Genomic DNA, 22143 nt, shown 5'->3' on the forward strand with positions numbered 1-22143 from the left:
CGCGATCGTGGCGGCGGGGCTTCCGTACAGCGGGAATGGAGACAAGTGACCATGCCGAGCCCCGGCGACGCGATCGCGTCGCGCGCAGAGTCGCCGAAGAAGCAGACCCGGTTGTATGCCGAAGACCTGACGCTGGCCTACGAGCAAGCCGTAGTGGCGACCGACCTGTCGGTCGAGATCCCCGACGGCTCGTTCACGGTCATCATCGGCCCCAACGCGTGTGGCAAGTCGACCCTGCTCAAGGCACTCGCCAGGATGCTCAAGCCCAAGACCGGCGGCGTGCACCTCGACGGGAAGCTCATCTCGTCCTACCGCTCCCGCGAGGTCGCGCGGCGCCTCGGGCTGCTGCCGCAGACGTCGATCGCGCCGAGCGGCATCACGGTCGGCGACCTCGTGGCCCGCGGCCGCTACCCGCACCAGAAGCTGCTGCGGCAGTGGTCGTCGGAGGACGAGGCCGTGGTCACCGAGTCGATGAAGCTGACGGGCGTGCTCGAGCTGTCCGGGCGGCTCGTCGACGAGCTGTCCGGCGGCCAGCGGCAGCGCGTGTGGCTGGCGATGGTGCTCGCGCAGCAGACGTCGATCCTGCTGCTCGACGAGCCGACCACGTTCCTCGACATCGCCCACCAGGTCGAGGTGCTCGACCTGTGCGCCGACCTCCACGAGGACAAGCAGCACACGCTCGTCGCCGTGCTGCACGACCTCAATCAGGCGTGCCGCTACGGTACCCACCTGATCGTCATGCGGCCCGGCGGTGAGATCGCCGCGCAGGGCAACCCCTCGGAGATCATCACCGCCGAGCTGGTGGAGGACGTCTTCGGCCTGCCCTGCCGCGTCATCGACGACCCGGAGACCGGTACCCCGCTGATCGTGCCCAACGCGCGGAAGAAGAGGTCAGAGGACGACGGTCCGGTTGCCGTGCACGAGCACGCGACCCTCTAGGTGCCAGCGCAGGCCGCGCGCGAGGGTCACCTTCTCGATGTCGCGGCCCTTGCGCACCATGTCGGCCACCGAGTCGCCGTGGTCGACGCGAATCACGTCCTGCTCGATGATCGGCCCCGCGTCGAGGTCCGCCGTCACGTAGTGGCACGTGGCGCCCACCAGCTTCACGCCCCGCTGGTACGCCTGGTGGTACGGGCGGGCGCCGATGAACGACGGCAGGAAGCTGTGGTGGATGTTGATGGCCCTGCCCGCCCACGCCTCACACAGCTCAGGGGGCAGGATCTGCATGAACCGCGCGAGCACCACCGCGTGCGGGTCGTGCTCGTCGACGAGCTTCGCCACCTCCGCGAACGCCGCCGCCTTGTCCTCGGTGAACGACACGTGGTGGAACGGGATGCCGTGGGCCCTCGTGATGTCGGCGAGCACGTCGTGGTTGCCGATCACCGCGCGCACGTCCACGTCCAGCTCGCCGGAGGCGACCCTGCCGAGCAGGTCGTAGAGGCAGTGCCCCTCCTTCGACACCAGGACCACGATGCGGCGGCGCTCGCCGGTGTCGTCCACGCGCCAGTCGGACTCCGCTCCCAGCGAGCGCGCGACGCCGGCGAAGCGGGCGCGCAGCTCCTCCACGTCGAACGGCAGCGAGTCGGCCCGCACCACCTGGCGAGTGAAGAACCAGTTCGTGTCCGGGTCGGTGTGGTAGGCGGCCTCGACGATCCAACCGCCCACCTCGGCGAGGAACGACGAGATGCGGGCGACGATCCCCGTGCGGTCGGGGCAGCCGAAGGTGATCACATACTGGCGGGAGTCAGGCACGGCTTCCCATTGTCGCTGGTCGCCCTCACGGGGGCGTGAGCGGCTCCAGTAGAGCGGTCTCGCCGGTGACCTTCGCGGTGCTCGGCCTGCGCCAGAGCGCCCGGTAGACGTCGTCGGCTGTGCCCTCGACGGTCAGTGCGGGCTCGAACGGCTGCTCGTCAAACTGCGGCGGTTCGCCGGGCGCCAGCCGCACCGACCACAACCTGCCCGCGTCCTCGGCGTGTACCAGCACCGAACCCTTGGCGGTGAACTCGCTCCAGTCGGCCCTGCGGTACACGAGCATGGTCAGCAGCTCGTCCACGCCGTCCGCGGCGAACTCGGGCGGGAACGCGACGGTCGCCGTGCCGAGGGCCAGCTCGGCGTCCACGCGGTGCATCGCGGCCTCGTGGGCCTGCCGCCGCGCCCACGATGCCACCACCGGGTCGTAGGAGGGGAACGGCTGCCACGCGGGGGTGTCCGGGGCGGTGTCGAACGCGGCCCTCAGCTCGGCTCGCCGCTCGTCCCACCAGGCCAGCAGCGGCTCCCACCCGTCGGGCGGGGTGCCCGCGCGGACGTGCTCACCGCTCGGGTCCGCCGTCGCGGCGACCACCCAGGAATGCACTCTGGCGATGTGCCGGACCAGCCGTCTCACGGTCCACTTCGGACAGGAGGGCACCGGGGTGTCCGGCCCCGCCTCGACCGCGGCGGCGCGCAGGCCGTCGCTGTGGGCCTCGATCGCCGCGAGGTACTCCGCGTACTCCACGGCGAGAGAGTAGCCGCCGCCCGACCTCGACGCACCCGACCGCGAGCAGCCCGATGCCGAAGGCGAACAGCAGCCCCTTGCCAGGCGAGTCCGTGAACTGCGCGGCACCGAGGTAGCCGACCAGCACGCTGTAGACCGCCCAGACCGTGACGCCGATCGCGTCGAGCACCGCGAAGCGGCCGAGCGGATAACGCAGGCTGCCCGTGGCCAGTGCGGAGGCGACCCGCCCTCCCGGCATGTAGCGCCCCGCCACGACGAGCACCGTGCCGTGCCGGTGCACCTTCTCCCTGGCCCACTCGTAACGTCGTCGCCCCTGCTCGTTGCGCTGCAGTCGCTGTAACGTCCTCGGGCCTGCGCGCCGGGCGATGCCGTGGCCGAGCAGGTCGCCCGTCCACGCCCCCGTCGCGGCGACCACGGTCAGCAGTGCCAGCCCCGGAAGGTCGGGGCCGAGCAGCACCGCGACCGTCATCACCGTGGACTCGCTGGGCATGAACGGCAGCAGCGCGTCCAGCCCGGCCACCACGAAGACGAGCACCCACAGCCACGGTGAGTCCAGCTGTGTCTGCAGCATCTCCGTGAAGCGGTCGATCACCTCAAACATGGGCGGGCTCCACGGCGAGCACCGCCCGCCGCGCCCGCTCCGCCAGCTCCCGCCGGTCACCCTCCGGAGCCAGGGCGCGGTGTGCCCGCACGCGCAGGGTCAGGTCGCTCGCCTTCGCGACGCGGCCGAGGGAGCGGGCGAGCGTGTCGTCGCCCACGAACGCCGCGACCGTGCTGGGCTCTCCGCTCTGGAGGTACGACAGTGTCACCGGCCGCACTGGCGCGCCAGCGTCGAGCGCGGCCTGGAACACCGCACGCCGGAACGGCCCGCCCGGCTCGGAGCAGTACGTGGTGGCCTCAGGGAACACCGCCACCGAGCGGCCCTCCCGCAGCCGGGCGGCGAGTGCGTCGACGCTGTCCGGAAGGTCACGCAGCGCCCAGCGGTCCACGAACAGCGTGTCCAGGCGCCGGGCCAGCCCGCCGACCAGCGGCCAGCCCGCCACCTCGCGTTTGGCGAGGAACGCGGCCGGCTCCACGGCCAGCAGGCCCACGATGTCGAGCCACGACACGTGGTTGGCGACGATCAGCGTGCCCACCGGACCCGGCACGTGCAGCGGGCCTTCGCCGGCGTCGAGCGTGACGCCGAGTGCGTCGAGCGCGGCTCTGGCCCGCTCGCGATGGTCGCCGCCCCTGGTCAGCGAACCCGCCAGCGCCACGCTCCTGCTCACGGCTTCCATCGTGGTCACCGGGGGACGTCCGTGGGTGACGCAGCGTGGAGAGCATGGTGAATTCGCGCGCCACGGGTTCACCGGCCGTCTCCCAGGAAGTAACACAGGTAGCGCTCGTCCACCCGGTCCAGCGGCAGGAGCACGAAGAAGTCGGCGACCCCGAACTCCGGGTCGTGGGCGGGCGGCCCGCACACCCACGCCCCGAGCCGCAGGTAGCCGCGCAACAGCGGCGGCAGCAGGGCGTAGGTCGGCCGCTCGATCTCCGCGCCGGGCACCCACGGCCGGTGCGGGTGGACGCGGTACTCGGCGGGCGCGGCGTGCCTTTCCTCGGCGAGTCGCCAGGTGGCCGACGCGGCGCGTCCGCCGTCGGCGAGCGGCACCGACGCGCAGCCCGCGAGGTAGCGGTGCCCTGACAGCAGCGTGTACCGCGCGAGCGCCGACCACATCAGGTTGATCACGGCTCCGCCGCGGTGATCGGGGTGCACGCACGAGCGGCCGGCCTCGACCAGCGAGCCACGCAGCGGGTCCAGGTTCTCGACGTCGAACTCGCCGGCCGAGTACAGCCGGTTCGTGCGCCCCGGCGGCAGCAGCCGGTAGGTTCCGACCACCTCGCCGGTCGGCTCGTGCTCGACGATCAGGTGGTCGCACACGTCGTCGAAGGAGTCGGTGTCGAGCCCGCCGGGCAGCGCCGCTCCCAGCTCGCCGCCGAACACCGCGGTGCGCAGCCGCTGCGCCGCGCGGATCTGCTCCGGTGTGTGCGCGATCGAGGCCGCGTAGGCCGTTCTCGGTACCGTGGAGAGCGAGGGCATGGGTGTCTCCGTTCGTCGCGAAGGGACCCCGTTCGGCGCGTGGACAGCGCTTCAGCCGCGCGGGGTGCTCATGTCTTCGGGGGTCGCCGAGTGGCCGCTCGGCGACCCCCTCCAGGTGATCGAGACTGGCACCCGCGATCGCGGGGGAACAGAGCCTGAGAGCAATCTCAGGGACAACTCAGGGCAGCCCCTACCTGCTGGCCCTACCTACTTCCGTGGGGTCGCCGGAGCGACGGAAGACCACGGCACGGTCAGCTCGCCGAGTCGCCAGCGGTCCCTGCGCCCGAGCACGGGCCAGCCGCGTTCCCGCAGCAGCCGCACCGACTCCGTCCAGCGCGCCCGCGCACCGAACGCGCCGAACGGCGCCGCCGTGTCCCAGCATGAATCCAGTGTGGACAGGAACTCGTGCACGTGCTCGCCCGGCACGTTGCGATGGATGAGCGCCTTCGGCAGCCGTTCGGCCACAGTGGACGGCCGGTCGAGCGCGTCCACCTTGCACGACAGCGTCAGCGTGCGCGGACCCTCGTGCGAGACGGTGACCCACGAGCACAGCCTGCCCACCTCGTCGCACGTGCCTTCCACGAGCAGTCCTCCGGGCGCGATGCCGCTGAGCATGGCCTCCCACGACGGCACCACGTCCTGCTCGGCGTACTGACGCAGCACGTTGAACGCGCGCACCAGCACGGGGCGCGTGCCGGCCAGCTCGAAACCGCCCCGGCGGAAGTCCAGCCGGGGCGGGTCGGCGGCGGGCGCCCCGGCGGCGACCCGCTCGGGATCCAGCTCCAGCCCCAGCACCCGCACGCCGGGGAACGCGGCACCGAGCCGCCTGGCGAGCTCCACCGTGGTCACCGGGGAGGCTCCATAACCGAGATCGACCACCAACGGCGCGGCAGCACCCGCCAGCGCCCGCGCGACCCCCGCGTCGGCGGTGAGCCAGCGGTCGATCCTGCGAAGGCGGTTGGGGTTGGTGGTGCCGCGGGTCGGTGCGCCGATCAGTGCTCGCGCGCGAGCCACTGCGCCGTGAACCTGGCCTCGGTCTCGAGCAGGCTCGTCACCTGCTCGGCGATGAAGCCCTCGAGCTTGCCCCCGACGAACGGGATGCGGACCTTGACCTCGCCGGTGGTGCGCTGCACGCTGCCACCGCCGTCGGCGGTCAGCTCCGTGCGCGCGGTGATCTCCCCTGGAACGCCGCTGACGTGGGCCTTGATCGTGCCCGTGTAGCGCTCGCCCGAACCCGACCAGGTGTGCTCGCGCTGCACGACGAGGTCTCCCTTGTGGATCGTGCGCACGGCCTGCGGCAGCTTCTCCGCGGGGACGCCCTGCAGCAACGTGTACCGGACACCGTCGCCGGTGACGGTGTGATCCTTCAGCGTGGCGTTCTTACCGCCGATTTCCGCGAGGCGGGCGCGCAGAGCGTCCTCACCGGACTGAGCGGCAAGCACGTCGGCGACGCCGTGCGGGAACGTCGCGCGGTGCTCGATACGGGAGGCCATGCCAGGGACAGTACCGTTGCGGGTTGTGAGTGCTGCTGAAACGGTCGCCCAGGAGGTCCTGCGCGGGTACACGACGCTGCGGCTCGGTGGCCCGGCGCGGCGGTTCGTGGTCGCGACCACCGACGACGAGCTCGTGGCCGCCGTGCGGGAGCTGGACTCCGCCGGTGAGCCGCTGCTGCTGCTCGGCGGCGGCTCGAACCTGGTGATCGCCGACGAGGGCTTCGACGGCACCGTCGTGCGCATCGCCACAGCCGGCTGGGACGGCGAGCGCGTGGCGGCGGGGCAGAACTGGGACGACTACGTCGCGGCCACGGTCGCAGACGGCATCGGCGGGCTGGAGTGCCTCTCCGGCATCCCCGGTTCGGCGGGCGCGACGCCGATCCAGAACGTCGGCGCCTACGGCTGCGAGATCAGCGAGGTGCTGCACTCGATCGACTTCTACGACCGGCGCACCGGCGAGGTCCGCACCATCCCGGCCGCCGAGCTCGGCTTCGCCTACCGGACCAGCGTGCTCAAGGGCACCGACGCCGGGATCGTCCTCGGAGTCCGGTTCGCCCTGCGCTCCGGCGGCCTCTCGGCCCCGATCCGCTACGCCGAGCTGGCCCGCACGCTCGGCGTCGACATCGGCACGCGCGTGCCCGTCGCGGACGCCCGCGACGCCGTACTCGCGCTGCGTAGGGGCAAGGGCATGGTGCTCGACGCCGCCGACCACGACACGTGGAGCGCGGGCTCGTTCTTCACCAACCCGATCGTCCCCGACCCCGACGTCTCGGCGGTGCTCGCGCGGATCGCCGAGGTCGTCGGCGCCGACGTTCCGGTGCCGCAGTACCCGGCGCAGGGTGGCGTGAAGCTGTCGGCGGCGTGGCTCATCGAGCGCGCCGGCTTCGGCAAGGGTCACCAGGGCCCCGGCGGCAGGGTGTCGCTGTCGACGAAGCACACGCTCGCACTCACCAACCGCGGCACCGCCAGCACCGGCGACCTGCTCACACTGGCCCGAGAGGTCCGCGACGGCGTCCGCACCCGTTTCGGCGTGACCCTGCACCCGGAACCCCTGCTGATCAACTGCTCCCTCTGAGCCCGGAGCCGACTGCAGTGAAGGCCACCTTCACTGCGTTCAACGCAGTGAAGGTGGCCTTCACTGCGGGTGGGGTGAGGCGAGGCGGGGGCGCTCAGGTGCGGTGGAAGCGGGAGCCGTTGAGCTGTGCCCTCGGCTTGATGACGATCTGGTCCAGGTTGACGTGCGAGGGCCGGGTCGCGGCGAAGGCGATCACGTCGGCGACGTCCTCGGCGGTCAGCGCCTGCAGGCCCTGGTAGACCTTCTCGGCCCGCTCCGCGTCGCCCTCGAACCGGTTCAGGGAGAAGTCCGTCTCCACCATGCCGGGCACGATCTCGGTGATCCGGATGGGCTCGCCGAAGTGCTCCGAGCGCAGCGTCCGGTGCAGCGCCGACTGCGCGTGCTTGGCCGAGGTGTAGCCCGCGCCGCCGTCGTACACCTCGTGGCCCGCGACCGACGTCACCGTGAGCACGTGCCCGTCGCCGGAGGCCACGAGTTTCGGCAGCAGCGCCTTGGTGAGGCGAAGGGTGCCGAGCACGTTGGTCTCCCACATCCAGCGCCAGTGCTCCTCGTCGGCGGCGTCGACGCGTTCGAGGCCACGCGCGCCACCGGCGTTGTTCACGAGCACGTGGCACTCTGGGATCTGGTCGACGAACGAGGCAACGGACTCCGCGTCTGTGACGTCCAGTTGATGTGCGGTCCCGGAGAGCTCCGCGGCCAGCGACTGCAGCCGGTCGAGCCGCCGCGCGCCGAGTACGACGTGAAAACCGGCCTTGGCCAGTGCCCTGGCGGTCGCCGCGCCGATGCCGGCGCTGGCTCCGGTGATGACAGCGGTTCGCGTGCTCATGGGGTGCATGCTGCCAGGTAACGTTGGACGGCTCACGCGCGGTTTCTCCAGCGGTGCAACAGGGAGGGTGACAGGTGATCGAACGGCGCACGGTCTTCAGAGCCGCGATGGCGGCGGGCTCGGCAGGCCTGCTCGCGGCCTGCTCGGGGCAGACGGGCGGGACCGCCGAGGTCAACCAGGCGCACGTGCCGCCGAAGGCGCAGCTGACCGCTGATCCGGCAGTGAACACCAAGGACGTCTCCGTCGTGAAACCGGTCACGGTCACCGTGAAAGAGGGCACTCTCACGGAGGTGAAGCTCACCAACGCCGACGGCGCCGAGGTGAAGGGCGAGCTGAACCCCGAGAAGACCACGTGGACGAGCGCGGAGCCGCTCGGCTACGGCAAGACCTACACCTACTCTGCCAAGGCCAAGGGCAGCGACAACAAGACCGCAGAGCTGACCGGCAGCTTCGCCACCGTCACCCCCGCCAGGGAGGTGCGGGCCACCCTGAACCCGGTCGACCACGCCGAGGTCGGCGTCGCCATGCCGATCAGCGTCAAGTTCGCCGAGGCCGTCACCGACCGCGCCGCCGCGCAGCGCGCGCTCACGGTGGAGACGTCCACCGAGGTCGAAGGCGCCTGGGCGTGGCTGTCCGACCGCCAGGTGGACTGGCGGCCCAAGGAGTACTGGCCCGCGAACACGCAGGTCAACGTCAGCGCGAAGCTCTACGGCGTGCACTACGGCAACGGTGCCTACGGCAAGGCCGACGTCACCACCACCTTCACCATCGGCCGCAACCAGGTGGTGAAGGTCCACACACCCGAGCACCGCATGCGCGTCTACCGCGACGGCAACGAGATCGCCAACTACCCGTGCAGCAACGGCAAGGACGCCGACCCGAACCTGAACACCCCCAACGGCACCGTGATCGTCATGACCAGGGAGCCGACCTCGATCTTCGACAACGAGCGCTACGGCTACACCGACCTCGAGAAGAAGTGGTGCTGCCGGATCTCCAACCACGGCGAGTACATCCACGAGAACGAGGAGAACCGCGCCAACATCGGCAAGGCCAACACCTCGCACGGCTGTATCAACCTGCTGGAGGCCGACGCCAAGGCCTACTTCGACTCGGCGCTCATCGGCGACCCGGTGGAGGTCACCGGCTCGAAGGCGAACTTCCCCACCACGTCCGACGTGATGGACTGGCTGCTCGACTGGGAGACCTGGAAGTCCATGTCGGCGCTCTGAGGGCCGGTCTGGCAACGCCGGTCCCCGTGCGCGACGGCAGTGGGTTGCCAGCTCAGCCTTAAAGCCACCCATGTAGACAAGTACGCATGAGAACCGAGGTCGTCGGCGCCGGTGGCGTCCGCATCGGCGTGCGTGTCGAGGGCAACGACAGCGCTCCCGCGATCGTGTTCGTGCACGGCTGGGCGCAGTCGGCGAAGGCGTGGGAGCTGCAGTTCGCCGACCCCGAACTGCGCAGACGCTTCCGGCTCGTCGCGATGGACCTGCGCGGGCACGGCTCGTCCGACGTGCCCCACGGCGGCTACGACGACCCCACGACGTGGGCGGGCGACCTCGCCTCGGTGCTGCGTTTCGCGGGGGAGCCCGCGGTGGTGGTCGGCTGGTCCTACGGCGGGCTCGTGATCACCGACTACCTGCGCGTCCACGGCACCCGCGGCCTGTCGGGCATCGTCCTGGTCGGCGCGATCACCGAGATCGGCAGGAACCACCCCGGCGGCCTCGTCGGGCCCGCCATGAGGGCGGCGCTGCCTGCCGCCCTGTCCGACGACCTCGGCGTCGCGTTACCGGCACTGACCGCGTTCAGCGAGGGCATGGCGGCGCGGGAGGTGCCCGGACCGCTGGCCCAGGCGCTGCTCGGCACAGCACTCGCCGTTCCGCCCTCGGTCCGGGGCGCCCTGTTCCGGCGCGACGTCGACAGCGCGGACGTGCTGGCCGCCGTGGACGTCCCGACGCTGGTGCTGCACGGCGCCGACGACGCCGTGGTGGACCCGCGCGCGGGCGAGTACGCGGCGGGGAAGATACCGGGGGCCGATTCGCGTTCTTTTCACGGTGTAGGCCATTTACCGTTCGTCGAGGCCGCGGAGGAGTTCAACACGAGCCTGCTCTCCTTCGCCGAGCAGCGGGCGTCCGCCGACGCCCGGACAGAAAGGTGATTCGGTGACGATCTCCTGGTACCGGGCGGCGACGCTGCCGCGCCGGGTCGCGGTGCTGTCCGTCCACACCTCGCCGTTGGAGCAGCCGGGCACCGGCGACGCCGGCGGGATGAACGTCTACATCACGCAGACGGCCGTGGAGATGGCCCGCAGGGGCGTGAGCGTCGAGGTGTTCACCCGCGCCACCTCCTCCGACCAGCCGCCGATCGCCGAGCTGGCTCCCGGTGTGCTCGTGCGCCACATCCCGGCGGGCCCGTTCGAGCCGCTCGAACGGGGCGAGCTGCCCGCGCAGCTGTGTGCTTTCACGTCGGGGGTGCTGCGCACAGAGGCCTTCCACGAGCCCGGCTACTACGACCTGATCCACTCGCACTACTGGCTGTCCGGCCAGGTCGGCTGGCTCGCGCGCGACCGCTGGGGTGTTCCGCTCGTGCACACGGCCCACACGTGGGCGAAGGTCAAGAACGCGGCGCTCGCCGACGGCGACTCGCCGGAGCCGCGCACGCGGGTGATCGGCGAGGAGCAGGTGGTGGCCGAGGCCGACCGGCTCGTGGTGAACACCGACGTCGAGGCCAGCCAGCTCATCGACCTCTACGACGCCGATCCCGATGCGGTGAGCACCGTCTCACCCGGAGTGGACCTGGAACGCTTCCGGCCGGGCTCGCGCGAGCGGGCCCGTGACGTGTTCGGCCTTCCCCGCGACGCCGTGGTGCTGGCGTTCGCTGGCCGCATCCAGCCGCTGAAGGCGCCGGACGTGCTGCTGCGTGCGGCGGCCGAGCTGCTGCACCGCGACCCCACGCTGCGCGAGCGGCTCGTCGTGCTGGTCGCCGGCGGCCCATCGGGCACGGGACTGGAGCAGCCGCAGGCGCTCAAGGAGCTCGCGGACACCCTCGGCATCGCCGACCTGACCCGTTTCCTGCCGCCACAGGCCGGCGACGCGCTCGTGGACGTCTACCGGGCCGCGGACGTGGTGGCCGTGCCGAGCTACAACGAGTCCTTCGGGCTGGTCGCGCTGGAGGCGCAGGCGTGTGGCACGCCGGTGGTGGCCGCCGAGGTGGGCGGGCTCCCAGTGGCCGTGAACCACGGCCTGTCCGGGCTACTGGTGCCCTCGCACCGGGCGCAGGACTGGGCCGGCGCGCTGGAGGAGGTCGCGCTGAACCCCGGCAGGCACGCGGAGCTGTCCAGGGGCGCGCTGAGCCACGCGAGCCGGTTCGCGTGGCAGCGCTCCACCGACGCGCTGCTCGATGCCTACGCCGAGGCGACGAGCGCCTTCCAGCAGGCCGCGCTCGGGGTCGCCGTATGAGCCTGGACGACACCATCAAGGCCACGCTCGACTCGGCGGAGCTCACCTACGACCGCAAGGGCGACGGCGTCTACTTCGTCACCCTGCCCGGCACGAAGAAGCTGCAGACCAACTGCTGGCTCGTCGCGCGCGAGCACTCGTTCGCGATCGAGGCGTTCGTGTGCAGGCGGCCCGACGAGGCGCACGAGGAGGTCTACCGCTTCCTGCTGCGCCGCAACGCGAAGCTCTACGGCGTCCACTACACGATCGACGCCCCGGGCGACATCTACCTGGTGGGCAGGTTCGGCCTCGACACGGTTACCGAGGCCGAGCTGGACAAGCTGCTCGGCCAGGTACTGGAAGCCGCGGACGGCGACTTCAACACCCTCCTGGAGATCGGCTTCGCCGGCTCGATCCGCCGAGAATGGGACTGGCGGGTCTCCAGGGGCGAATCGCTGGCCAACCTCCAAGCCTTCAAACACCTCATCGAACCGGAAACCCCGCACCACCCCGGCTCGCTGACAGACTGACCGCCGCTGGTCCAAACAAGTGTGCGGCGCGCGGGGACCACACTCACCGATCGACCGACCGACGGACCGCCGCTGGTCCAGACCCACGCGCGCGGACCACACTCACCGATCGACCGACCGACGGACCGCCGCTGGTCCAGACCCACGCGCGCGGACCACGCTCACCGACGCCCGCTGCTGGTCGAGACCGAACGTGCCCAGCGCGCGCCAAGGCGAGGAGCTCGCACCGTGGGGGGTCCGGGGGGCTCGCCCCCCCGGGTACAAGGCGGAGCGAGGAGGCGAAGCCGCGAAGCGGCGAGCAGGGCTCCCCGTCGCGGAGCGGCTCGAGGGAGGGGGGAGTCGCGAACTCGAGCCGCCCCGCTGACGTTCCCGCCGCGTGGACCCGGTGGCGAGGGGGATGCCAACGGGGCCGGCGGGCGCAGCTCGGCAGGGGGGAGACGAGCTGCGTCTGTGCCCGCGTGCGGCCGGGGAGTGCGTGGTTTCCGGCCGCGCGGGTTGGTAGTCAACTTGTCAGACTCGGGACTGTAATCACAAGACTACTGGATACCCCGATCGGGTGAATTTTTGGCTCATCGTTAACGCAACGCGACCCCGTTAACCTCACCGAAATCTTGTTGGCGATCCGCCTAGCGATCGAGTGAAGGACAGTTCGCGCCTGGTGCCACTCTCGGTAGAGCGCTGGCCAGGTCGTCTGGCACAGCGGGTGTTCTGGCAGGCTTGGCATCATGGCCGAACTTGGGACTCTGGTGCTGCTGCGACACGGGCAGAGCACGTGGAACGCGGAAAACCTGTTCACGGGCTGGGTCGACGTGCCGCTGTCCGAGCTGGGCGAGGGCGAGGCGCGCCGCGGTGGCGAGCTGCTCGCCGAGACCGGTCTGCTGCCCGACGTCGTCCACACGTCGCTGCTGCGCAGGGCCATCTCGACCGCCAACATCGCGCTCGACGTGGCCGACCGGCACTGGATCGAGGTGAAGCGCGACTGGCGGCTCAACGAACGGCACTACGGCGCGCTGCAGGGCAAGAACAAGAAGCAGACCCTCGACGAGTTCGGCGAGGAGCAGTTCATGCTCTGGCGCCGCTCCTACGACACCCCGCCGCCGCCCATCGAGCCCGGCAGCGAGTACAGCCAGGACGGCGACGCGCGCTATGCGGGCCTCGGCGGTGACCGGCCGCTGACCGAGTGCCTCAAGGACGTGGTCGCGCGGATGCTGCCCTACTGGGACTCCGCGATCGTGCCCGATCTGCGCGCGGGCAAGAACGTGCTGGTCGCGGCGCACGGCAACTCGCTGCGCGCGCTGGTGAAGCACCTCGACGGCATCTCCGACAGCGACATCGCCGGCCTCAACATTCCCACCGGCATTCCGCTGCGCTACGACCTCGACGCCGACCTCAAGCCGACCAACCCCGGCGGCACCTACCTCGACCCCGAGGCCGCCAAGGAGGCCGCCGCCGCGGTCGCCAACCAGGGCCGCTGACCCACGCCTGACCCCAGCCGCAGCGAAGGCCACCATGCCTGCGCCCACCCGTCTCCCACCACCACCCAAGCGGAGACGCTGCGCGCCGCTGTGTTGATTCAACGCAGTGAAGGTGGCCTTCACTGCGTTTGGGTTCACTGCGCTCGGGGGCGGTGCTCAGACAAGGCCCAGCTCGCGGGCTCGGACGCCGGCCTGGAAACGCGACGTGGCCCCGAGTGCGGACATCAGCTCGGCCACCTTGCGCCGGTAGGTCCGCACGCCGAGGTCGAGCGTGCGCGCCGCCGTCTCGTCCTTGCTGCCGGAGGCGAGCATGTCGAGGATCTTCGGGGCCAGCAGGCGCAGCTCGGCGAACTCGGCGCTGTAGCCCGCGAGCGGGCGCGCCCCGCGCCAAGCCGCCTCGAACAGCGACGACACACCCTGCACCAGCTCGGGCCTGGTGAGCACGCTGTACGAGCGCACGCCATCCACCACGTCGCCCGCCAGGATCACCAGCCGCCGGTCGATGATGATCGTCTCGTTGATCTCGTCGGTGGTGAGCCGGATGTCGGCGCCGTGCCGCTCACGGTCGCGCAGGTGGGCCACCGTCCCGGGGTCAAGCAGCACGCCGGGCCGGTAGATCTTGCGGACGCGCACCGCCCCGTGCTGCTCGGACGTGTGCTGTCGCCTGCTCGCGGCCCACGTGTTCAGGTCGTTCGCCGCGCACGCGACCTCGTCGGCCGCCGCGAAGAGGTGCGCCGTGCGGGCGAACAGCTCCTCCTCGCCGCGCACGATCGCCGTCTCGCTCACCGTCACGTATTCCAGTCTGGCAGGAAGTTGCCGATCGGTGACGGCATCGCGGCGCCTGAGCAGGCTGTCGACCATGACATCGACAACGACCAGCACCTGGCAGCTCGGCGATCATCTCGTGAACCGGCTCGGCTTCGGCGCCATGCGGCTGGCCTCGCCGGCCGACCGCAGCGCACGGGAGCACGCGATCACGGTCCTGCGCAGGGCCGTCGAGCTGGGTGTGAACCACATCGATACCGCGTCGTTCTACGCCGCGAACGGGCTGATCGCCGAGGCGCTGCGGCCGTACCCCGACGACCTGCTGATCGCCGTGAAGGTCGGCCCGAACGCCGAGCTGACCGGTGAGGCGCCGCCCGGGGAGCTGCGCGCGCAGGTGGAGCGGAACCTCCGTGAGCTGCGCCGGGACCACTTCGACCTCGTGTACCTGCGCATCGGCGGCGGCCTCGAGCGGGGCCGGGGCTCGCTGACCGATCGTTTCGCCGTGCTCGCCGAACTGCGCGAGGAGGGCCTGATCCGCCATCTCGGGATCTCCAACGTCGGCATCGAGCACCTCGCCGAGGCGCAAGCGATTGCGCCCGTGGTCGCGGTACAGAACTGGTACGGGCTCGCCAAGCGCGACGACGACAGGCTGCTCGACCTGTGCGCCGAGCAGAACGTCGCATTCGTCCCGTTCTTCTCCGTGCAGGGTGGGGCGCCGGACGCGCGGGTCGCCGAGATCGCGAGGACCCACGGCGCCACGCCCGCGCAGATCCTGCTGGCGTGGAGCCTGCACCGGTCGCCCAACGTCCTCGCCATCCCGGGCACCGGCGATCCGGCCCATCTGGAGCAGAACGTGGCCGCCGCCGGGTTACGACTCTCCGAACACGAGCTGTTGACGTTGAACTCGATCGAATGATCTGATCTGGCGCCGAGATCGACGGAGTGCGACCGGCAGGTGAACCATCGCTGACGTGGGGGCGAACAAGTGCCCCGCAGGTGTCACGGCCGTCACGAGAAGGCAGCCAACACTAGGCCGACTACCCACTCGGGTGCTTACGATGCCATCGTGACGGCGCCTGCTTGGTTTGCGCTGGCCACCGCCGCGCTGGTGGTCGGCCTTGTCGTCGGTTTTCTTCTCGGCCGGGCCCGCTCCGGCGGCTCCGAGCGAAGGCCGACCGGCCCCACGGCGGCCGACTTGCTCGAACGGTTCGTCCGCTCCTCGAACAACGGCGTCCTGATCCTCAACCGCTTCGGCGACCTGGTGCTGCACAACAAGCGTGCCGAGGCACTTGGCCTCATCCGCCTCAACCAGGCCGACGCCCGCGCCCGCAAGGCGGCCGAGCAGGTGATCGAGACCGGCGACCCGCTGGAGATCGACCTGTCACCGCTCGCGGTGCGCGGGCGCCAGCCCGAGGCCGTGGTCGCCGACGTCCGGCCGCTCGACGACGGGTTCACCGTGGTCGAGGCCGTCGACCACTCCGAGGCGGTGCGGCTGGAGGCCACCCGGCGTGACTTCGTCGCCAACGTCAGCCACGAACTCAAGACCCCGGTCGGCGCCATCGCGCTGCTGGCCGAGGCCGTGCTCGACGCCGTGGACGACACCGACGAGGTGCGCCGGTTCGGGGAGAAGATCCTGCGAGAGTCCACCCGGCTCGGCAAGCTCGTCACCGAGCTGATCGCGCTGTCTCGGCTGCAGGGGGCCGAGCGGCTGCCCGAGCTGAACGTCGTCGAGGTGGACGCGGTCGTGCGCGAGGCGCTCGGCCGGACGAAGCTGGCCGCCGAGTCGGCCGAGATCACCGTGACCACCGACGGCCCGAGCGGGCTGCTCGTCGAGGGCGACCGCACGCTGCTGGTCACCGCGCTGTCGAACCTGCTGGAGAACGCCGTCGCCTACTCGCCGCAGGGCAGCCCCGTCTCGATCAGCAGGCGGCTCGTCGACTCCTACATCGAGATCGCCGTGACCGACCGGGGCATCGGCATCGCCGAGGACGAACAGCAGCGCGTCTTCGAGCGGTTCTACCGCGCCGACAAGGCGCGCTCGCGGGCCACCGGAGGCACCGGCCTCGGCCTCGCGATCGTCAAGCACGTCGCCGCCAACCACGGCGGCGAGGTGCGCCTGTGGAGCAGTCAGGGGGTCGGCTCCACCTTCACGCTGCGCATACCCGCGCACGCCAGCGCCGAGAACGGGTTCGCGCCTGCCCCGAGGCAGGAACACGAGCCCGAGCCTCTGGTGGCGACCGCATCGGAAATCGCCGAACAGGGAGGAACCACACCGTGACGAGGGTGCTGATCGTCGAGGACGAGGAATCGTTCGCCGACCCGCTCGCCTTCCTGCTGCGGAAGGAGGGCTTCACCGCCGCGGTGGCCACCAACGGCCAGCAGGCACTCGACGAGTTCGACCGCAACGGTGCCGACATCGTGCTGCTGGACCTCATGCTGCCGGGGATGAGCGGCACCGACGTGTGCAAGCAGCTGCGCCAGCGCTCGGCCGTTCCGGTGATCATGGTGACCGCGCGCGACAGCGAGATCGACAAGGTGGTCGGCCTCGAACTCGGTGCCGACGACTACGTGACGAAGCCGTACTCGGCGCGCGAGCTGATCGCCAGGGTGCGGGCCGTGCTGCGGCGTGGCGGCGAGAGCGGCGGCACCGACGGCGAGCTGGCTCCGCTGGTGCTCGCGGCGGGCCCGGTGCGGATGGACGTCGAGCGGCACGTCGTGACCGTGGACGGCGAGGAGGTCTCCCTGCCGCTCAAGGAGTTCGACCTGCTGGAGTACCTGCTTCGCAACGTCGGCAGGGTGCTCACGCGAGGCCAGCTCATCGACCGCGTGTGGGGTGCCGACTACGTCGGTGACACCAAGACGCTCGACGTCCACGTCAAGCGGCTGCGGTCCAAGATCGAGCCGGATCCCGGCTCTCCCCGGCACCTCGTCACCGTGCGCGGGCTCGGCTACAAGTTCGAGACGTGACCAGCGAGGCGCCGGGCGGTGCCGGGGCCGGGTACCGTAGAACCTCGTGCGCCTAGGGGTACTCGACGTCGGGTCGAACACCGTCCACCTGCTGGTGGTGGACGCCCATCGGGGTGCCCACCCCACGCCGATGCATTCCGAGAAGACCGTGCTGCGGCTCGCGGAGCAGATCAACAAGAACGGCGAGCTGGGCAAGAAGGGCATCGACGACCTGGTCGAGGCCGTCGAGTCGGCGAAAGCGGCGGCGAAGCGGCTCGGGTGCGAAGAGGTGATGGCCTTCGCGACCTCGGCGGTGCGTGAGGCGAGCAACGCGGGCAAGGTCCTGCGGAAGGTCGCCGACGAGACCGATGTCGAGCTGCGGGTTCTCACCGGCGAGCAGGAGGCGCGGCTGACGTTCCTCGCCGTGCGGCGCTGGTACGGCTGGTCGGCGGGGCAGCTGCTGGTGCTCGACATCGGCGGTGGCTCGCTCGAGGTCGCGATGGGCATCGACGAGGAGCCCGAGCTGGCCGAGTCGCTGCCGCTGGGTGCCGGCAGGCTCACGCGCACCCGGTTCAGCAAGGACCCGCCTTCGCGTTCGGAGCTGGTCGCGACGTCGGCGTGGCTGGAGGACCAGCTCGGCGATCTCGCGAAGAAGATCTCCAAGCTCGGCGAGCCGGACCGCGTGGTGGCGACGTCGAAGACGTTCCGCTCGCTCGCCCGCCTCGCCGGTGCGGCTCCGTCCGCGGCGGGTCCCCGCGTGCGCAGGGTGCTCACCGACACGGCACTGCGGCAGCTCATCTCGTTCATCTCCCGCATGTCCTCCGACGACCTCGCCGAGCTGGAAGGCGTCAGCTCGGGAAGGGCTCACCAGCTGGTGGCCGGGGCTCTCGTGGCGCAGGCCACGATGCGAGTCCTGTCACTGGAAACTTTGGAAATATGCCCTTGGGCACTGCGTGAGGGTGTGATTCTCCGACGGCTGGACCATTCGAACGGCGGGGACCAGACTGCACTGATGACCGGCCAGGGTCGGCACTGATGACGCCTGGGTTCACACTGGACGTAGACAACGGGCGACGGGCACGGTGGAAAGGATGACTCGAGACAGCGAGGGCGAGCGGCCCCAGAAGACGGTGGCCGAACTACTCGCCCAACATGGCGGACAGGTCGGCGGCGCATCGCGCCGTCGGCGACGTCGCGCTGCCGACGATGACGACGCGCCGAGCATCAGCGACACGGCGCCACAGGCGATCATCGACCGAGTGCGGGCCGAGGGCCCGCCACCTCCCGGCGTCGGCAGGCGCAACGGCGCCGCGCCGGCCCCGCCACCCCCGGCGGAGCAGACCGACGAGGCACCCCCGGCGCGAGGCGGCAGGCCACCGAGGGTGCCGCCGCCCCTTCAGGGCACCGGCGGCTACCCGGTTCCCCCGCCACCAGTACCCGAGGATGGCGGCAGGCCGCTGCCGGCGCGGGGCCTCAACGGAACCCGCAACGGCATGCCCGTTCCTCCGGCCGAGGCGCCGCAGGGCAGGCCGCAGGCCAGGCGCGGACCGCAGGAGCCCCCGGCCTCGGACGGCACCCTTTCCGCGCGGCTCGACGGCCTCGAAGGCAACGCGGAGACCGCGACAGGCGAGCGTCCAGCGCGTCCCGGCACGGGTGCGTTCCCGGTGCCCCCTCGCAGGCGTAGGCCGCCGCGTGGCGCCCCGCCGCCGCCCCCCGAGCCGAGCACCGAGCAGTTCCCGGCCGTCGCGGCCCAGCCGGACGCTGAGGCGCCGCTCCCTGACGAGCCCCCCGCGGGGCTGGCGGGCTGGCGTCGCCGCAGGAAGGACGCGCAGAACGAGGACACCGAGGTCGGCGTGATGCCGGTGGTGCCCCCCGCGCCGCCCGGACCCGCGGAGGACGACGACGAGGGCCCGCCGACCGGGTTCTACACGCCGAACTTCGATGACGACGACGAGGACGACGGCCAGGACGGGCGCTACCGCGCCGGGCTGCTGGAGGACGATCCACTCGGTGAGCAGGGTCCGCACGACCCGTACGCCGCGGATTACGAGGACGACTACGCCTACGACGAGCACGACGACCACGACGAGCGGGCGGCCCGCGACCTCGGTGAGGACGAGGAGGCCGCCTCACCCGCCAAGCAGTGGCTGGCGCTGGCCGGTCAGCTGGCCCTCGGTGTCGCCGGCGGTGCCGCCGTGTGGCTCGGCTTCAACTGGCTGTGGGGCCAGCTCCCCGCTGCCGCGCTGATCGCCGCGCTGCTGGTCACGGTCGGGCTCGTGTGGATCGTCCGCAAGGTGCGTCGCGCCGAGGACCTGCAGACCACGGTGCTGGCGCTCCTTGTCGGGCTCGTGGTCACCGTGTCGCCCGCCGCGTTGCTGCTCGTCTCCAGGTAGCGCGTGGCCGCAGCGATCCCCGTCGGGTTGTCGACGGCGTCGGTGTGGCCGCTGCGCGCGCGGACCGGGTTCGAGCTGGCAGCCGCGCTGGGCTACGACGGCGTCGAGGTGATGGTGTGGGCCGACCCGGAGAGCCAGAGCGTGCCCGCGCTGCGCAGGCTCCGCGACGAGACCGGCGTGCCGGTGTTGTCGATCCACTCGCCGTCGCTGCTGATCACCCAGCGCGTGTGGTCGCCGGACCCCGTGGTGCGCCTTCGCCGCTCGGTGGAGGCCGCGATGGAGCTGGAGGCCCGTACGGTCGTGGTGCACCCGCCGTTTCGCTGGCAGCGCCGCTACGGCGACGCCTTCGCCGACCTCGTCGCCGAGCTGGAGGAGAGCAGCGGCGTCGACATCGCGGTGGAGAACATGTTCAAGGTCCGCCCACCCGGCGGCAGCCGCAACGCGCGCGTGTCGGCGTTCCGGCCCTCCATCGACCCGACCGATGTCGGATATTCCCACTACACGCTCGACCTGTCCCACAGCGCCGCCGCGGGCATGGACGCGATGGAACTGGCTCAGCGCATGGGCGAGGGCCTCACCCACGTGCACCTCGCCGACGGCACCGGCGTGCCGAAGGACGAGCACCTGATGCCCGGCCGGGGCAACCAACCGTGCGCTGAGCTGCTGGAACAGCTCGTCGCGACCGGGTTCGACGGGCAGGTCGTGCTCGAGGTGAACACGCGCGGTGCCCGCCATCTGGCCCAGCGTGCGCGCCTGCTCGGCGAGGCCCTGTTGTTCACCCGGCGCCACCTCGGCTGAAACCCAAGATCAACTGCAGGCCCTCCGGGGCCTCGTTTCGCCCTACCGGCACGTATGGTCTTGACCGTGGAGCCGTTGCGTTCGTTGATCCTCGCAGCCGCAGGCAACGACACGATCCGGCGCCTGGTGACCACCGCACCCGGCGCCAGGAGCGTCGTAGCCAGGTTCGTGGCCGGGGAGACGGTCGACGACGCGCTGGCCGCCGTCGCGGCGCTCGCCGCCGACGGGCGCCACGCGACGCTCGACCACCTCGGCGAGAACGCGGGCGACCCCGCCTCGGCGGAGTCGGCCGTCTCGGCCTACCTCGGGCTGCTCGACGCGCTCCGGGCCGGTGCGCTGACCGGCCGCGCCGAGGTGAGCGTCAAGCTCTCCGCACTCGGCCTGCGCGCCGACGAGCCAGCCGCCCTCGACCGCGCCGCGCGCATCTGCGCCGCGGCCCACCAGCACGGCACAGGCGTGACCATCGACATGGAGGAGCACGACACCGTCGACGCCACCCTGCGCGTGGTGCGGGAGCTGCGCCGGACCTGGCCGTCCGTCGGTGCCGTCCTGCAGTCGTACCTGCGCCGGACCGAGGCCGACGCCGCGGCACTCGCCGTCGAGGGCTCCAGGGTGCGGTTGTGCAAGGGCGCCTACGCGGCGCCGCCGACCAGCTCGGGCACGGCCTTCGCGACGGCGAGCGAAGTGGACCTGAGTTACGTACGCTGCGCGAACATCCTGCTCGCTGGGGGCGGGTATCCGATGTTCGCCACTCACGACCCCCGGCTCATCGAGGTGCTGGGGGAACGGGTGCGCTGGTACGGGCGCCGCGAAGGCACCTACGAGTACCAGCTGCTGTTCGGGGTCCGGCCTGACGAGCAGCGCAGGCTGGCGGCGGAAGGGGAGACCGTGCGCGTGTACGTGCCGTTCGGCGAGCAGTGGTACGGATATCTGATGCGGAGGCTGGCCGAACGGCCAGCCAACACCGCGTTCTTCCTGCGAGCACTGGCCAGCCGTTCGTGAGCACCACCGACTACGACCCGACGTCGTTCGGGTCCGCCTGCGCGACCAGGTCCCTCGGCGACGGCACGTTCACGGCCGACCTGCGGCACGAATGGTCCGTCGGCGGCCACCCGCACGGCGGGTTCCTCGTGGCCCTGCTCGCCAAGGCCGCCGTCACCGCGCTCGCCGAACGGGGAGAGCCGCCGATCGACCCGATGGTCGTGAGCGCCGAGTTCCTCCGGCCGCCCGCGATCGGCCCGGTGCTGCTGCGGACCGACATCCGCAAGATCGGCCGCCGCGCCACCGTCGTCGCGGTCGGGCTGGAGCAGCGGGGCCGCAGCTGCGTCGAGGCCCGCGTGACCGCGGGCAGGCTGCCGGTGCGCAGGCCCGTGTGGAGCGACGTGCCGCCACTGCCGCCCGAACCGCCGACCGGTGCGCACACGCTGTCGGGGGAGACCTCGGAGGGTGTCTTCCACCTCGCGAAGGGCTGCGACGTGCGGGTCGATCCGGCCACGGCCGGCTACCTCGACGGCCGCACCGGCGACCCGCCGAGGATCCGGTTGTGGGTCCGGCCGCGCGACGGCGAGCCTGACCCGTACTTCGCGCTGCTGGCAGGTGACATCAACCCGCCCGTGGTGTTCAACCTCGGACGCTTCGGCTGGGCGCCGACGGCGCAGCTCACGGCGTTCGTGCGCACCCGTCCCTCGGCGGGCTGGCTGCGGGTGCTGGCGGAGAGCCGGTCGGTGCAGGAGGGCTGGTTCGACTCCGACGCGCTCGTGATCGACGCGCAGGGCCGCATCGTGTGCCAGGCACGGCAACTCGCGCTTTCGCCCTCGCCCTAAAGTCAGTC

The 22143-nt window shown here is 71.4% G+C and carries 23 protein-coding genes and 1 pseudogene; 15 read left to right on the forward strand and 9 right to left on the reverse strand.

The genetic code is table 11. The features are described 5' to 3' along the window. Window positions 1–51 precede the first annotated feature (51 nt). Window positions 52–939, forward strand: coding sequence for an ABC transporter ATP-binding protein (locus BA062_RS03850; protein WP_110335010.1), 888 nt, complete (start codon window positions 52–54; stop codon window positions 937–939). On the opposite strand, the gene purU is transcribed toward BA062_RS03850, so the two are convergent. From purU to BA062_RS03885, 7 genes and pseudogenes are all read right to left on the reverse strand, one after another. Then, entirely contained in the window at window positions 892–1731 is an 840-nt protein-coding gene (gene purU / locus BA062_RS03855; protein WP_168213883.1) for a formyltetrahydrofolate deformylase, read from the reverse strand. The two genes, BA062_RS03850 and purU, sit on opposite strands and share 48 nt — an antisense overlap. A 46-nt stretch (window positions 1732–1777) precedes the next feature. Further along, window positions 1778–2413 (reverse strand): annotated as a pseudogene (locus BA062_RS03860) (maleylpyruvate isomerase family mycothiol-dependent enzyme); the annotation flags it as partial. After that, window positions 2310–3095 (reverse strand): DedA family protein, encoded by a 786-nt coding sequence (locus BA062_RS03865; protein WP_245959663.1) that lies wholly within the window; start codon window positions 3093–3095, stop codon window positions 2310–2312. The pseudogene BA062_RS03860 and the gene BA062_RS03865, both read right to left, overlap by 104 nt. Next, the gene (locus BA062_RS03870; RefSeq protein WP_110335012.1) at window positions 3088–3771 is read right to left on the reverse strand and encodes a lysophospholipid acyltransferase family protein; all 684 of its coding nucleotides are present in this window, start codon (window positions 3769–3771) and stop codon (window positions 3088–3090) included. Before BA062_RS03870 ends, BA062_RS03865 begins: the two co-directional genes overlap by 8 nt. A 68-nt stretch (window positions 3772–3839) precedes the next feature. Continuing rightward, window positions 3840–4571: a GNAT family N-acetyltransferase gene (locus BA062_RS03875; protein WP_110334626.1), complete on the reverse strand. Its 732-nt coding sequence runs from the start codon at window positions 4569–4571 to the stop codon at window positions 3840–3842. A 207-nt stretch (window positions 4572–4778) separates the two neighbouring features. Continuing rightward, window positions 4779–5585 carry a class I SAM-dependent methyltransferase gene (locus BA062_RS03880; protein ID WP_110334627.1) on the reverse strand — a complete coding sequence of 269 codons (807 nt, stop codon included), beginning with the start codon at window positions 5583–5585 and terminating at the stop codon, window positions 4779–4781. Beyond that, window positions 5564–6064 (reverse strand): DUF2505 domain-containing protein, encoded by a 501-nt coding sequence (locus tag BA062_RS03885; RefSeq protein ID WP_110334628.1) that lies wholly within the window; start codon window positions 6062–6064, stop codon window positions 5564–5566. Before BA062_RS03885 ends, BA062_RS03880 begins: the two co-directional genes overlap by 22 nt. A gap of 25 nt (window positions 6065–6089) precedes the next feature. Between BA062_RS03885 and BA062_RS03890 the strand changes: the two genes are divergently transcribed. Further along, window positions 6090–7139: a UDP-N-acetylmuramate dehydrogenase gene (locus BA062_RS03890; protein ID WP_110334629.1), complete on the forward strand. Its 1050-nt coding sequence runs from the start codon at window positions 6090–6092 to the stop codon at window positions 7137–7139. Between the two features lie 94 nt (window positions 7140–7233). Here BA062_RS03890 and BA062_RS03895 read toward each other — a convergent pair whose 3' ends face one another. Next, entirely contained in the window at window positions 7234–7965 is a 732-nt protein-coding gene (locus tag BA062_RS03895; RefSeq protein ID WP_110334630.1) for an SDR family NAD(P)-dependent oxidoreductase, read from the reverse strand. Window positions 7966–8039: 74 nt separating this feature from the next. On the opposite strand from BA062_RS03895, the gene BA062_RS03900 reads away from it, so the two are divergent. From BA062_RS03900 to BA062_RS03920, 5 genes are all read left to right on the forward strand, one after another. Further along, a complete protein-coding gene (locus BA062_RS03900; protein WP_110334631.1) occupies window positions 8040–9197 on the forward strand; it encodes a L,D-transpeptidase in 1158 nt (385 codons plus the stop codon). Window positions 9198–9283: 86 nt separating this feature from the next. Then, window positions 9284–10126 carry an alpha/beta fold hydrolase gene (locus tag BA062_RS03905; protein WP_110334632.1) on the forward strand — a complete coding sequence of 281 codons (843 nt, stop codon included), beginning with the start codon at window positions 9284–9286 and terminating at the stop codon, window positions 10124–10126. A gap of 4 nt (window positions 10127–10130) precedes the next feature. Beyond that, complete coding sequence (gene mshA, locus BA062_RS03910) at window positions 10131–11426, forward strand: D-inositol-3-phosphate glycosyltransferase (RefSeq protein WP_110334633.1); 1296 nt, start codon at window positions 10131–10133, stop codon at window positions 11424–11426. Beyond that, window positions 11423–11935, forward strand: a complete 513-nt coding sequence (locus BA062_RS03915; protein WP_110334634.1) for a type III secretion system chaperone family protein — start codon at window positions 11423–11425, stop codon at window positions 11933–11935. The genes mshA and BA062_RS03915 overlap by 4 nt, the downstream gene beginning before the upstream one ends. Before the next feature lie 725 nt (window positions 11936–12660). Then, complete coding sequence (locus tag BA062_RS03920) at window positions 12661–13410, forward strand: phosphoglyceromutase (RefSeq protein WP_110334635.1); 750 nt, start codon at window positions 12661–12663, stop codon at window positions 13408–13410. A 156-nt stretch (window positions 13411–13566) separates the two neighbouring features. Here the strand turns inward: BA062_RS03920 and BA062_RS03925 are convergent, their stop codons facing one another. Then, a complete protein-coding gene (locus BA062_RS03925) occupies window positions 13567–14202 on the reverse strand; it encodes a response regulator transcription factor (RefSeq protein WP_210406754.1) in 636 nt (211 codons plus the stop codon). Window positions 14203–14269: 67 nt separating this feature from the next. On the opposite strand from BA062_RS03925, the gene BA062_RS03930 reads away from it, so the two are divergent. From BA062_RS03930 to BA062_RS03965, 8 genes are all read left to right on the forward strand, one after another. Beyond that, window positions 14270–15091: an aldo/keto reductase gene (locus tag BA062_RS03930; RefSeq protein ID WP_110334636.1), complete on the forward strand. Its 822-nt coding sequence runs from the start codon at window positions 14270–14272 to the stop codon at window positions 15089–15091. A gap of 150 nt (window positions 15092–15241) precedes the next feature. Beyond that, the gene (locus BA062_RS03935) at window positions 15242–16453 is read left to right on the forward strand and encodes a sensor histidine kinase (protein ID WP_245959664.1); all 1212 of its coding nucleotides are present in this window, start codon (window positions 15242–15244) and stop codon (window positions 16451–16453) included. Beyond that, window positions 16450–17142: a response regulator transcription factor gene (locus BA062_RS03940; protein ID WP_110334637.1), complete on the forward strand. Its 693-nt coding sequence runs from the start codon at window positions 16450–16452 to the stop codon at window positions 17140–17142. The genes BA062_RS03935 and BA062_RS03940 overlap by 4 nt, the downstream gene beginning before the upstream one ends. Before the next feature lie 46 nt (window positions 17143–17188). Next, complete coding sequence (locus tag BA062_RS03945; protein ID WP_110334638.1) at window positions 17189–18157, forward strand: Ppx/GppA family phosphatase; 969 nt, start codon at window positions 17189–17191, stop codon at window positions 18155–18157. A 55-nt stretch (window positions 18158–18212) separates the two neighbouring features. Beyond that, window positions 18213–19514, forward strand: coding sequence for a hypothetical protein (locus BA062_RS03950; RefSeq protein WP_110334639.1), 1302 nt, complete (start codon window positions 18213–18215; stop codon window positions 19512–19514). Between the two features lie 3 nt (window positions 19515–19517). Beyond that, on the forward strand, window positions 19518–20312 hold the full coding sequence (locus BA062_RS03955) for a sugar phosphate isomerase/epimerase family protein (RefSeq protein ID WP_110334640.1): 795 nt from the start codon (window positions 19518–19520) through the stop codon (window positions 20310–20312). Window positions 20313–20378: 66 nt separating this feature from the next. Beyond that, entirely contained in the window at window positions 20379–21314 is a 936-nt protein-coding gene (locus tag BA062_RS03960; protein WP_110335015.1) for a proline dehydrogenase family protein, read from the forward strand. Beyond that, window positions 21311–22135 (forward strand): thioesterase family protein, encoded by an 825-nt coding sequence (locus tag BA062_RS03965; RefSeq protein WP_110334641.1) that lies wholly within the window; start codon window positions 21311–21313, stop codon window positions 22133–22135. The genes BA062_RS03960 and BA062_RS03965 overlap by 4 nt, the downstream gene beginning before the upstream one ends. Window positions 22136–22143 lie beyond the last annotated feature (8 nt).

It is taken from the genome of Prauserella flavalba (assembly GCF_003202235.1).
Lineage (GTDB): Bacteria > Actinomycetota > Actinomycetes > Mycobacteriales > Pseudonocardiaceae > Prauserella_A > Prauserella_A flavalba.